The organism is Legionella parisiensis (genome assembly GCF_001467945.1).
GTDB lineage: Bacteria > Pseudomonadota > Gammaproteobacteria > Legionellales > Legionellaceae > Legionella > Legionella parisiensis.
Window position 1 is genome coordinate 1,903,385 of the sequence record NZ_LNYQ01000013.1, and the last position, 13,967, is coordinate 1,917,351.

Here is a 13,967-nt window from a genome sequence, read left to right on the forward strand (position 1 = left end):
ATTATGATAAAACATATCAAATTCATTATAAGTAGCTTGCTTCTTTTAACAGTCTCGTTAACTTATGCAGCTAATGCGACTAATGAAGCAGTGCCTACTCCTATGCCTAGCTTGGCTCCTGCTTTAAAAAATATTATGCCTGCAATTGTGAATGTTGCAGTACAAGGCTATTTACCTCCTAATGCATCCCCTGGTGCAGCTGGAAATGATGAAGAGGCTCAAAACAGCAGACAACCGCATCAAGCAGCTCCTGAAAAAGGGCGTAAATTTGAAAGCATAGGTTCTGGTGTGATTGTGGATGCACAACATGGGATTATTATTACGAATGATCACGTAATCCGCAATGCGAGTCTTGTTACAATTACTTTACAAGATGGACGACGTTTAAAAGCAAAGCTAGTCGGCAGTGATAGTGAAACTGATTTGGCCATATTAAAAATTAATGCCACAAACCTAAAGTCCTTGCCTATAGGTGATTCTGATCAACTGCAAGTAGGCGACTTTGTAGTAGCTATCGGTAATCCTTTTGGCTTAAACAGTTTTGGCAACAGCCAGTCTGCAACGTTTGGTATTATCAGTGCCTTAAAACGCAGTGATTTAAATATTGAAGGCGTAGAAAACTTTATTCAAACAGATGCTGCAATTAACCCAGGTAATTCTGGTGGTGCGCTGGTTAATACAAAAGGAGAGTTGATTGGTATTAATACTGCGATTCTTTCTCCTTATGGCGGTAACGTAGGAATTGGTTTTGCTATCCCCATCAACATGGCAAAAGATGTAGCACAACAAATCATTAAATTTGGTTCCATTCATCGTGGCTTAATGGGTATATTCGTTCAGCATTTAACTCCTGAACTTGCTCATTCCCTGGGATATTCTGAAGATTTCCAAGGTGCGTTAGTATCACAGGTTAATCCAAACTCTCCTGCTGAGCGTGCTGGTTTAAAATCAGGCGATATTATTACCCAAATTAACAATACAAAAATCACACAAGCGACTCAGGTAAAAACAACGATTAGTCTCTTGCGTGTAGGTTCAAATGTTAAAATGGTCGTTCAACGTGATGGCAAAACCATTACGCTGGATGCAGTCGTTACTGACATTAAATCACATGAACAAAAACTGCAGTCAGAGAATCCATTCCTTTATGGGCTGGCATTAAGAAACTTTGAGCAAGAAACACCGCCTCATGGTAATGTTATTGGTGTACAAGTCGTTGGGGCCTCAGAAACAAGTGCTGGATGGCGTGCTGGGTTAAGACCTGGAGACATTATTATCTCTGCGAATAAAACACCAATTAAAGACGTTAAAGCATTACAACAAATGGCTCTACATAAAAAAAATGAACTATTAGTTCAAATATTACGTGGTCCAGGCGCCATGTATTTATTGATCATCTAACTTTATCAAAATAATATAGCCTGGGTAAGCATTACGAAACCCAGGCGTCTCCCCCAGCGACATCATCACAATCTAAAGTATAAAATAGGAATCCATTAGAAATTATAAACTCAATGAACTAGGTATACTTGCTATTTCTTCTTCAAAAAACTGAAGAGGAATCTTCCTCGCATTGGATATGTCTAAAGAAAACTCCAGGTGATTCATAATGAGTTCGATAACTATCATAGTTACCGTAGCCAAAATAAAATTGGTTAATAAAAATGTTTCATAGCTTAGATCCAATTTAAGGGCTAAAAGTGATGCCAAGAGAAAACCTAAACCAAAGGCTACTCTATTCCTGAAGCGCTTATTCCAATAAAATGGACCATTTTTTTCGTGTCTCAATCTCTGTTCAAGCCTCAATTTCGCAAGTTGATTTTCTTTATAATTATGGTAATCTGAGGCTTTCTCTCGAAGCTCTTTATAAGTATGGGGGAGAAAGAAGCAATTAGCATTCTGGCTTATTCCGTTAAAACGTTTACAACTTAAGGCGACAGAAACCATATCGCTTGGCTTAAGGATATAATTTTTATCTTTGTTGCGAGCATTAAAAATCTCCAATAGCATCTCGCAAGCTAACTCATCAAAAGGATTTTGATTTTGTTGATTGATGTTGTGCATCGACTTTTCCTTTATGTTTAGCAGAAGTTTTTTTACCCCGTTTGAGAGTTCAAAAAGTATCTGAATATATGCAGTCTCCAAATCACGAGTCATACTCAATAAGTTTTGAAGGCTCTGATTTAAGATAAATTTTTAATAAATGAATATCTAGTCTTTTATGAAATTAAAAACTCTAAATTTCTAATTTGAGAGCAAAGTAACTTTATTCTATTAATGCTTTATTGATTATGTTTGTTTTATAACCATCAATCAGCAAAATTATGCCTTTAAATATCATTATAAAAAACTTATAAAAAAATGATTAAGCATATACTTTAGGAGTAATCAGAAAAAAATCCAAAAAAACAGGTTAACAGTCTTGACAATTTTCCATTAAAACGACAAAATCACGCGTCTTGTGGCTATGTAGCTCAGCCGGTTAGAGCGCGGCACTCATAATGCTGAGGTCGGTGGTTCGAGTCCACCCATAGCCACCATTAAATCAATAAGTTTCAAATAAAAACTTCAAAATGCATCGCACATGAACTTTAATGTAAATTTACAAAATACGCCCTCACAATTCTCCTAAAACAAAAGTGGCTAACATGAATTAATTCAAGTCTTTTATCTTTAGCGAAGGTAAAACATCACTCCATCTCTTTAAACCATTACATAGAGCTAAGTAACATGACAGTACAGGAACAAAAAATTAATCGAGATGTTTTACAAAAAACGATACAAATACTTCAACAGCATTTTGCAACTAAAATAGAAATAAATTGCATACAGTTTCTCAGTGAAAAAGAGCGACGAAATATTGTGGTGCGTATCACGCTAAAGAGTAAATCAAGCTCTGTTCCTCAAAGCATCATTCTCAAGCAATCCCTACCTGAAGCATCAGATCGTGATGACAAAGATGCTTATGCTCGATTTGCTCGGGACTGGGCTGGTCTTGAATTTGCAAATCAAATTCATCAAAGTATCCGGAATGTTCCCCACTTTTATGGCGGTAATAAAGAGTATCGATTTATTCTTATTGAAGATTTGGGAAAGCAGCATATAAGTTTGGTAGACTCTTTAACTCTTCCTTACAAAGAGAAGGCGATTCTTGCCTTAAAACGATTTATGAAATCATTAGGAAACTTACATGCAGCAAGTTATGGTAAAACAGCACTATATGAAGCGTTGTTAAAGAAAATTCATGGAAACATTGAAACAATGCAAGAAGATATAGACTTTATACGCGCTGATTTACTCGAAAAATTGCAAGCTGCAAATAGAAAATTACATTTACCACTAGCGACAGAATGCATTAATGAAGCAAACCACCTGATTGAGTCTTTACTTAAACCAGGGCCATTTACTGTTCTCACCCATGGAGATATTTGTCCAGACAATGTTTTTGATCATGAAGAAACACATGATTTGCAGCTAATTGATTTTGAATGGGCTTTTGTACGCAATGCGCTATTAGATGGTACTTATCTTAGAATGAGCATGCCTACCTGTTGGTGTGCCAAATCCATACCTGAAGAAATCATCGTTCCGTTAGAAATTGTTTATCGAGAAGAGCTTAAACGAACCATTCCAGCGGCATCAGATGATTTAGCTTACATTAAAGCCTATACCGAAGCGTGTGGCTTCTGGTTATTACAACAAACACTGCCTTTTCTTAATTCAGCTCTAGAAAAAGACAGAGTGGGGCCATCTGGACCTGTTCCAGAAAATTCATTGTGGAACAATGAAGAAAATTGGGTGCGACCAAGAGTTTTATCACGTTTACAGGCATTTATACACGTTGCATCCAGAAACAACTTATTACCTCACTTAAAAAAAATGGCGGAAAACATACTTCTTGAACTCAAAAAAATCTGGGCTGCGAAATCTTTAGAGTTTTATCCCGCCTTTGCAGCATCAAATCAAAAGTTTTATATCAGAACCTTTGAGCCGGGTGATGAAGCAGAAATATATCAACTATTTTATGAGACTGTTCATAATGTCAACTGTAAGGATTATACAAAAGAACAACTCCAGGCATGGGCACCGATAAATCCCAATTTGTCTGAATGGCAAAAATCTCTTATTAAAAACTATACCTTTGTAGCGATTGATAAAGAAAGTGACAAAATTATTGGATTCTCAGATTTAGAAGAAAATGGTCACCTCAATAGAGGCTATGTACATAAAGACTATCAAAAACAAGGAGTTGGTAAAGCCCTGCTAGAAGCTCGTGAACATACCGCAACTGCATTAGGAATCCCAAAACTCTTTTCAGACGTCAGCATCACTGCCAAGCAATTTTTTGAGAGTTGTGGATATATTACTGAGGTCAAGCAAACCCAAGTATTAAATGGCATGATACTCACAAACTATCGGATGACAAAATCGTTACTACCCTAAAATAAAACGCCACCAAAACCATACTCTTTAAACTGATTCAAGTACATACTCGGAGAATTCTTATCTCCTCTCATTCAATAATAATACCGGTAACTACCCGTACAAACCCACTAGAATAAAAGAAGCAAATTCTATTTGAGTTCCTATCAACCTAACCGATTAGTGCAAAATGAGACCTGCATGCCTATAATTAGATCTAATGGTATGGAATAAATTATTAATAGCACCAAACCTTCCACAGGGAAGCGGTATAAAAGTTTATGCCCCTTACACTGTTAAATTAGGTTACACATTGCTCATCAAAACAAACATGTACTTAACACCCGTTGTGTTAAAAAGTGCCTTTTGATGTTTTATGTACCAAACTTGTTGTTGTACTGAGAGTTACTATGGAAAATTCCAATATTTCACAAGCAAAAACAATAACTATTATTAACAATTATCTAAAATGGCATAATCTACCCATAAACTGGAATGAAACAGGTGTATGTAATGGTTTAGCAATAGTCCACGCTCATTATGTTCTTCAAGGTAAAGAAGATATTTTTTTAAAAATGTTACATAAAATTTCTAGAATGAGTGAAAAAGATTTTAACCAATCATCTGTAAGTGACTCTCCCGATGAAGATATTGATCATTTCATAAGCCAAGTCGTTTTAGCCTATAAACCTGATCTTTTCGAAAAAACACTTTCTCAAAAGGATGCACATAAAGCCTTAAAAATTGATGGAAACCCGCTTGACTCAGACTTTGTACTTCCATTGATTACTACAGAAGAAAACTGGGCAGAAATTCTTAAAGATATGGAACTACAGCCAGGAGAGGTTTTAAAAATTGACTCAACTAATCATGCAATTTCAATTCATCGGTTAAATGGAGTGTATGTAGTTTTTGATCCCAATTACAGAGAAGGAGTCAAAAAATTTAATTCCGAAAAGGAATTAATGGCCGAGTTGCGAACCAACGTTTTCGAGTTTCAAGATAGCAATATGGCATTAACTTTCACGCGCATAACTCGTTCAGGATTCAAACATAGCTCATCTTTTGAACAAGCCACACCAGAAGATTATACTCGGAAATACCTTGATCTTGATGCAATTGCTTCGTTGGATAAAAAAACAATAACCTGTGCCGCACTAATAGCTAGAACTGGTAATGAGCGGTTAATGCAAATCTGTTTAAATAAAGATAAAAATAAAAACTGGTCTGCTACTGAACTTAAGAGTTTAGGTTATGAGGCCGTACTGAATAATAATAACCAAAGCATAATCCCTATTTTAGACCAATTAAATTCATGTCCTGAAAATACCAAACAAGAGAAAGAAGCTAAGAGATCAGCATTTTTTTGCTTGATTTTACTTTCTATAAGAGATGGACGGATCGAATTACTAAATAAGCTCTTAGAAAATGAATTTGGAAAAAAGGTTTTTCAGAGTATTAATGATGAGATTCTATTAAATATGGCTGCTCGTGGGGGCAATAAACAACTTTTAGTTGATATTCTCGAAAAAATTCAAACCAATCCAGCGATAGAAACTCTAGAAGAAGACACAGAGGATATTCAGTCCATTGAGGATTTTCAAAATGATGATACTCAATATGAAGATTTTGAAACAACAGTCCTCTCAGATTTATTAGATACTGAAGATGAAGAGGAAGTAGTACAATCAAGTAGTCTTTCCGATTTCTTAGGAGAAGACTTATTTCCTATAACGCAAATGCCAGAGAAAACACGATTGACCCAGATAATCCTTCAAAAGGACAATGACAAGGAAAATCCAATTACCTTAGCCATAAAAGGAAATTCTCCAGAATGTCTTGAAGTGCTTTTAAACAAATTGAACCAAGAAGGTTATATTCTGAGCGAAAAAAAACAACAGAACTATTTGCTTCTTGCCATTAGAGCAAATAATGTACATATGGTGGACAAACTTATAAATCACATGGGACCGGAACAAGCAGCGAATATCGTGGGCAAAATATCTCTTTCCGTAGAACTTGTTAGTAAGGTCAATATACACATCCTTAAGACTTTAGAGCAAAATGGAATGAATTTTGACAAGCCCAGTCGAGAAATTATTAATGAAAAAGCATCCAGAAAAATGAGTGTTCTCGAAATTATTGGTGCTAAATTAGTTAAATTTTTAGATTACATTCAAAATGCTTTAAGAGTAGATCATTCAGAAAAAAATAAAGAAGCTCCTTTAGCCGATCCTAATTCTTTACCTTATGCTGAACATATAAGCAATCTTAAAACTCCACCTCATAAAGACCTTAAAGCAAAGTTTAATTTTTTTAAACAAAAGCATCAGGAGCAAAATGAATCAACTTCCTCTCAAGAAGATACATCAACAATCTCCACTACCTTAGGAACTTCAAATTAATCTTTTTTTTCGTGAAAAATATCCAAAGCTGCATTTCTTGGATCTCAATTCCAGAAATTGTCCTACGAATAGGTATCACTAATTCTTAACAGCCAAGGGATTGCACAACGAACAAACTGTATCAACTATCCTATAAATTACACTAAAGATGTAGAGAAATAATAATATGGCGAGGTCTCATAGTGAAATAGCCCATGTTTTAGGGCTGCAGAAAAATCCATTTATGTCATTCCTTTCAAATACTGGTTGGTGGATTGGAGAAGCCGTAGATAGTAGTAAAAGGAGATATAATCAGTTCAATACTAGCCGAAGTTTTAATTTAAATTTTAGTGAATTACCTGATTCTTATTATCGAGACACAGCAAAAAAAATTACAGATCTACCCCAGGGTGGGTATATTGGATTTTCTTGTTCATGGTTTAAACATGCTTATACTCTTCATGCAGTTAAAGAAGGGAATAAAACTCCTTTTATCTACGTAAATCGTGGAGGGCGCCATTATGACTTAGCAACGGGAGAAAGCAAAAATGCTACACCAACTGTATTGGTTTTTTCTGTAGATAGTGAAAAAGCAGAAAACTTTTCTAAGGCACTGATGAGCGCTGCTATGACTTTAACTGGTCAGCGCAAAATGATGTCTGCATTTTTAGAAAAACATCAAAGAGAGTTCAATGGAAAGCTTTCTCAAAAACTAAAAAAGAAAGATCAAAAAACAGGAAATTGCAGTATAGCTAATTCGAATATAGCCTGGCATTTTCAATTAGCTTCCGATGAAATGAGACAAAAAAATATAAGTTTTGCGGATTCCTATAAAGCTACAGAGTCCAAATACAGAGAAATGCGAGCAAAAGATAGGGTTCAAGCATTTAAATACCTTTTAGACGACAGAGGTTGTTATGTTTCTGATAGCGCATTTCTATATAATTACTTTCAAACTATTGAAAAATTTTTTAGAAAAGACACTATATACGACCACAAGCATCTTGTAGCGTTAGTTGATGGGCTAAGGTCTAAGGAATTTTCCAAATTAATAGAGCCATTAACTCATGATAATTTCACATTCAAGGTAAATGAATATATAAATGCTAGAATACAGCAACTTAAAAATGATCATCCAAATATAACAGAAGAATATTGTAAGCGTTTTGCACAGTATACAAGAGATGGTTTACAGTCATCAAAAAATAGCATTTTGATGCTCGCTTTAAAAAAATTACCTCTAAAAGATCAAAAACAAATCATCACTAAAGATATTACATTAATAGGCTTTGCTGATACCCAATTACAATTAGTTTTACTTGAGGAGGACTATAATAAATATGCGCTCTATGCAAACAGAGAACTAAAAAAACATTCTCACAAAGTAATTCAAGATGCTATCTCGGGAAAAAACAAAATAAATCATCAAATTCAACGACTTTAAAAATCGGAACACTCAACAACGCGAAGCTTCTGTTACCCCTGCCCCCACACCCAGCGAAAGTAGTCTTAGCGCAAGTTTTTCATTGTGATTATAAGAACCATCGCACTAGGCGGGTCCTTTATTTCTCTCTTATACGCTTTAATTACAACACACCCTAGATACTTTAAACTGAATTTTTGTTATGTTTAATAAAACAATACGTTAACCGCACTGCATCACAAAAATTGACCAGTGTCTTAAAATTCCTTTTTGGAGAATAGAATACTATGGAATGGTTAAAATCTTATTTTCTTAAAGATACCACTCTTAAAACTGAAATCATTGCAGGGATCACTACTTTTCTAACCATGGTGTATATTGCATTTATTAACCCAAGCATTCTTCATGAGGCAGGGATGGATCAGGGAGCAGTATTTACAGCCACATGTCTTATCACTGCCTTTGCCTGTTTTATGGCAGGGTTGTTTGCTAATACTCCTATTGGCATTGCCCCGGGCATGGCATTAAATATCTTCTTTTCTTATACAGTAGTACAAGGGATGGGAATATCCTGGGAGCAAGCTTTAGCTATTGTTTTTCTCTCAGGTATCCTGTTTTTTTTAATGTCACTTACCCCACTGAGACGCTTATTAATTGAAGCAATTCCTCATAATTTACAAATCGCTATCTTAATAGGAATCAGCTTATTAATTGCTTTAATTACCTTACAAAACAATCAAATTATTATTGAAGATCAGCATAATTTAATGCGTCTTGGCGAAATTAATCGTCCAGAAAGCGGCTTATTTTTCTTAGGATTTTTACTCATACTGATTTTAGATTATTTTCAAATTCCTGGAGCGATCATCATTGGCATACTCGGTATTACTGTTTTAAGTTTACTAACAGGTTTAACTACCTGGCAGGGATTAATCTCTCTACCCCCGTCAATAGAAGCTACCTTTTTAAAACTCGATTTCTCTGGCCTAAATACCATTCTCGCCTTAAAAGCTACGTTCACCTTTTTTTTAATTGCTGTATTCGATGCTACAGGAACTTTAATCGGTTTATTAAATCCTTCAGTATTTAAACAACAAAAAAACTATTCCAAACGTCTTAGCAATTGTCTAACCGTTGACGCAGCTTCTTCGGCTATAGCAGGATTATTAGGTTCCGCAAGTACCTCTCCCTACATAGAGTCTGCAGCAGGAATTGAAGCAGGAGGACGTAGTGGAGTAACAGCCATAGTTATCGCAATCGGTTTTCTTCTTATGTTATTTTTTTCACCTTTAGCACGAATGATTCCTAACTATGCAGTAGGTCCCGCCCTTTTGTATGTAGCTTGTTGTATGATGAAACACCTCACTGACATGAAATTACATGATGTAAGTGAAACAGCGCCGTGTATGGTTACAATCATGATGATTCCCTTTACTGCATCTATTGCTGATGGAATTGGCGGTGGTATTATTCTCTATACTTTATTAAAACTGTTAACACGACAAAAAATTAATTTTTTACTCTGTATATTAAGTATTGTTTTCGTACTATTCTTCCTTGTAAGTTAAGACTTGTTATTAATGTTACAATTTGTAAAACAGATCCCAAGGATATTTTTTTATGTCCATCAAATGTTCCGTATTTATTGCCACGAGCATCGATGGATTTATCTCCCGTAATGATGGCTCCATTGATTGGCTCATGAAAGCCAACTCTCTTGTCCCTGAAGGTGAAGATGGGGGTTATAAATCCTTTATTTCCAGTGTAGATGGATTAGTCATGGGGAGAAATTCATTTGAACAGGTACTCTCGTTTGATGAATGGCCATACGGCGAGCTTCCAGTGGTAGTCCTCAGCAGCGATCCGATGGATATCCCCAAACATTTACAAAAATATGTTTCTTCATCTTCTGCAACCCCTTCTGCGCTGGTTCAGCGCCTCGCAAAAAAAGGAATGAAACATCTTTACGTTGATGGGGGAATTACTATTCAAAAATTCATTATAGAGAATCTCATTGATGAATTAACAATTACCTTAATCCCTATATTACTCGGTTCGGGTCGTTCCTTATTTGGTCCTCAGAAGCATGACATCGAGCTTGAACTTTTGGAGACAAAAAATATTGGCTGTAGTATTGTTCAATTAAAATACCGTATTATGAACACCAGAAGGGTGAATAATAAAACGCGTTCAATCTTAGGATAATTGACTGAAGAATTGCGTTTGTAGAGAAAAGTTGTTTTACTTAAGCTGATATATACTCAACTGAGTTACACTATGTGATCACCTTAACCCATTCAGCTGGAGATTATCATGACAAAATTTTTCGATACAAAAACGAAAACCCTGTTTGTTACCGGAGGGAGAACTGCAGTAGCAGATTTATCAGATAATCCGCTCATGCAACTGCCTAATCCAGATGAGGTTTCCCCTGCTCTTGTGCTGCGTAGACAAAATGCCGTAGCAGGAAGAAATGCTGAAAAAACTTACGTAAGCGAAGCAGGTGAAGAGCTTCACGGAAATTATGATTTAAACGATCCTAGTAATGCGGATCTTGAACAAGTCCGCGACACAATTTATTGCCCTTAAACCTCTATAAAGAAATCTCAAGAGCCTTCTACATTTATCAGGAAAAGCAGTAGAGGGCCCGCTCTAAGCTCGTCCAATATATTGATTCAACTTAAATTTTTAATTGTCCAGAAAAACATATACATTTAGCAAACCATCTGCATATAATGCGTTAGGATGATATTTAAAATGTACAAATAAGAATCATTATCATCTGCATAAACGAATGAATCCAATTCAATTCTTATTTAATGAGGATGAAATAATATGAAAAAACACGGACATCAGCAAAACTCTCACGAGCACACTCACCCATCAACAACTCAACCACATACTCACACTACCGTGGTTGTTACAACGCCAGTGTTAGGTGCTCACCCCAATTCTTTCTATTATCATTCACACCAGCACCCCTATTATATACCCCAACAACATCAGCCATATACTCATCAGCAGCCTCACACCCATGAGCATCACCACGAAGAGCATAGCCATTCTCACACACCCAAATAAAAAAGAAGCCCGGATAACATTATGTTGTCCGGGGACTATAAATAAATTTTTTTGACCTGGCAAAGAATTATGATCTATCGCTGAATTTAAAATTCATATCTCAAAGCAAGTACGTATAGAGATAGATTCTTAGCAGTTAAGATAATCTTGAAGCACAATTTTAAAAATGCTTCAAAATACCTTCAGTTACGAGTCAAAAAAACTATTGTAAGTTTATAAATTTAGTTATTATGTTATTTAATTAGGATTTTGCGATTTTTCAATGCGCTCGATAGTAATTGTAATTTTAACATTTATTTGTTCTGCATTAACTCATGCAAACGAAATTAATATTTCCACAACCACAAAGAATGGGAATACTACTTTTTATTTGCAAGCAGGCGCATTTAATTTAGAAAAAGATGCAAAACAACGCCAACAAGAATTATCTGCGCTGGTTAGTGAACCAGTTGAAATAAAAAATCTATCGGATAAGAAACTGTATCTTGTACAAATTGGACCAATTAATGATTATCTCACCGCACGTGCCTTGCAAAATAAATTAACTCAAAAAATCATCAACTATAAAAAGACCAAACAAATTGATAATCACTCTTCTCCTCCTTTAGCTCAGTCCAACCAATCTAACAATGCAAGTGAGCAAGCAGAAGCACCACTACCTCCAAACAATAAATTATGGAACTTAAGAAATGCGGATATCAGGGCTGTCATTGCTGAAGTGTCTCGAGTAACTGGGAAAAACTTTGTCATTGATCCTCGAGTACAAGGGAAAATATCCATCGTATCAACTACACCAATGAACAATGACGAGCTCTACGAAGTTTTTCTTTCCGTTTTGCAAGTATCAGGTTATGCCGCTATACCTAGTGGCTCGATCATTAAAATTATCCCTAATATTGATGCTAAAACACAATCCCCAGATCTTCCAAACGGAATGCAACTGCCCCCTAAGGGCGATGACATGATGGTGGCTGTGGTACCTGTTCATTATGTTCCATCTGAACAACTAGTACCTGTATTACGACCATTGATGCCCCAATGGAGCAGCATCTCTGCCTATGCCCCCTCAAACATGTTAATTTTGTCAGGAAGAGCCAATAACATTCATAGTCTTGCAGAAATCATCAAACAGGTAGATAGCTCATCCGCAAACGGTATCGATATGGTTCCTTTAAGACATTCATTAGCCATGGATATCGCCGCTACTTTAAAAGATCTTGTTAAAGTTCAACCCAGTATGGGAGGATCACGCACACAGTTAACAGTTGCTGCCGATGATCGCTCCAACTCTCTATTAATCAGTGGATCCAAAACAGACAGAATACGTCTTAGAATGTTAATATTAAAGTTAGATAAAGAAAGTTCTGAAGGGCAAAACAGCAATACGCAGGTTGTTTATCTCAATTACCTAAGAGCAGAGGATTTGGTCCCTATTCTTGCTGGTATTGCCCAGGCAAATTTCAGTGGAAATGTTGGTACAACCATTGGTACGATTACCCGTCCTATCTTGGACAGTACAAACCCTGCTTCCAATCTTACCAGTAACTCAAATATACAAGGTTCAAGTCCAAGTTCTTCTTCTCTTTATTCATCAGGCTCAGGTAGCGGCCCACTTCCCGCATCAGGAGCTACTGCAAATACTACAACTGCAACAACGCAAAATGAAGGAACAACTAAGCCCTCAGTTCAAATTATTGCCGAGCCTAACACAAATTCAATTATTCTTAATGCACCCGCATCGGTGATTCGTATTTTGAAAAGAGTAATCGCTCAACTGGATATTAAACCAGCTCAATTACTTATAGAAGCATTAGTGGCGGAAATAAACCAATCAGATATCAATGATTTAGGTATTGAATGGGGAAGTAATCAACTGACTGGAAGGCCTCAAGATTTTAGACCAGGATTTGCTATAATTAACAGTGGAAGCAGACTTGATGATTTACAAGCACAAATATATGCTTTAGCTAGAGAGAACAAAGCGAATATTTTATCAACGCCCTCCGTTGTAGTTCTTGATAATCGCCAAGCTAAAATATTAGTAGGTAAACAAGTTTCGATTGCATCAACAACTCAGCCTGCTAATGCTGGAGGAACAACAAATGGAGGTGTTCCATTTACCACTTTTGATCGAGTTAACGTCGCATTGCACCTTTATGTTCGACCGCAAATAACTCGTGGGAATGGCATTCAAATGCAAATCGACCAAGGTAATGACACACTGGATCCACCTGTTGTTGCGCCAAACGTGACTACTCCAACATTTCGAATTAGCAGTATCGTCACCTCTGTTCATGTGGAGAGCGGTGATGCAGTTGTTTTAGGCGGTTTAACTCAAGACAGTCTAAATAATGACAATAATCGTTTACCTATTTTAGGGGATATACCTGGTGTGGGTCGTATATTCAAACGGAAAATAAATTCTCGTGAAAAACGAGTGCTTATGGTCTTTATAAAACCACTGATTTTACGTAATGAACGCGATAATATGCATATGACAAGTGAAAAGTACAACCATGTTCGTCAATACCAACTGGATTGGCTAAAATCACAAAATGCGTTTGTACAAAGCAATAACTCAACTGTATTGCCTGCTTTGAAACGGGCTGAATTACCCAAACCGTTTCATAGCCCCCCTTTACTAGTTACGAAGTAAA

General features: G+C 36.2%; 10 protein-coding genes and 1 tRNA gene. 10 read left to right on the forward strand and 1 reads right to left on the reverse strand.

The window, feature by feature from the left end; genetic code table 11:
* The first annotated feature begins 3 nt into the window (after positions 1-3).
* Positions 4-1,401, forward strand: coding sequence for a Do family serine endopeptidase (locus Lpar_RS14520; RefSeq protein WP_058518599.1), 1,398 nt, complete (start codon positions 4-6; stop codon positions 1,399-1,401).
* A 102-nt stretch (positions 1,402-1,503) separates the two neighbouring features.
* Here the strand turns inward: Lpar_RS14520 and Lpar_RS14525 are convergent, their stop codons facing one another.
* Complete coding sequence (locus Lpar_RS14525; protein WP_058518600.1) at positions 1,504-2,064, reverse strand: hypothetical protein; 561 nt, start codon at positions 2,062-2,064, stop codon at positions 1,504-1,506.
* Positions 2,065-2,463: 399 nt separating this feature from the next.
* Here Lpar_RS14525 and Lpar_RS14530 point away from each other — a divergent pair.
* From Lpar_RS14530 to lspD, 9 genes are all read left to right on the forward strand, one after another.
* A tRNA-Met gene (locus Lpar_RS14530) sits at positions 2,464-2,540 on the forward strand.
* A gap of 190 nt (positions 2,541-2,730) precedes the next feature.
* The gene (locus tag Lpar_RS18610) at positions 2,731-4,443 is read left to right on the forward strand and encodes a GNAT family N-acetyltransferase (protein WP_237759418.1); all 1,713 of its coding nucleotides are present in this window, start codon (positions 2,731-2,733) and stop codon (positions 4,441-4,443) included.
* A gap of 389 nt (positions 4,444-4,832) precedes the next feature.
* Positions 4,833-6,827: an ankyrin repeat domain-containing protein gene (locus tag Lpar_RS14540; protein ID WP_058518601.1), complete on the forward strand. Its 1,995-nt coding sequence runs from the start codon at positions 4,833-4,835 to the stop codon at positions 6,825-6,827.
* A gap of 223 nt (positions 6,828-7,050) precedes the next feature.
* On the forward strand, positions 7,051-8,250 hold the full coding sequence (locus tag Lpar_RS14545) for a hypothetical protein (RefSeq protein ID WP_133133913.1): 1,200 nt from the start codon (positions 7,051-7,053) through the stop codon (positions 8,248-8,250).
* Positions 8,251-8,516: 266 nt separating this feature from the next.
* Entirely contained in the window at positions 8,517-9,797 is a 1,281-nt protein-coding gene (locus tag Lpar_RS14550) for an NCS2 family permease (protein ID WP_058518603.1), read from the forward strand.
* Between the two features lie 52 nt (positions 9,798-9,849).
* Positions 9,850-10,434: a dihydrofolate reductase family protein gene (locus Lpar_RS14555; protein WP_058518604.1), complete on the forward strand. Its 585-nt coding sequence runs from the start codon at positions 9,850-9,852 to the stop codon at positions 10,432-10,434.
* A 108-nt stretch (positions 10,435-10,542) separates the two neighbouring features.
* A complete protein-coding gene (locus Lpar_RS14560) occupies positions 10,543-10,818 on the forward strand; it encodes a hypothetical protein (protein WP_058518605.1) in 276 nt (91 codons plus the stop codon).
* Between the two features lie 246 nt (positions 10,819-11,064).
* A complete protein-coding gene (locus tag Lpar_RS18930) occupies positions 11,065-11,310 on the forward strand; it encodes a hypothetical protein (protein ID WP_133133914.1) in 246 nt (81 codons plus the stop codon).
* A gap of 262 nt (positions 11,311-11,572) precedes the next feature.
* Positions 11,573-13,966, forward strand: coding sequence for a GspD family T2SS secretin variant LspD (gene lspD, locus Lpar_RS14565; protein ID WP_058518606.1), 2,394 nt, complete (start codon positions 11,573-11,575; stop codon positions 13,964-13,966).
* The last annotated feature ends 1 nt before the right edge of the window (position 13,967 follow it).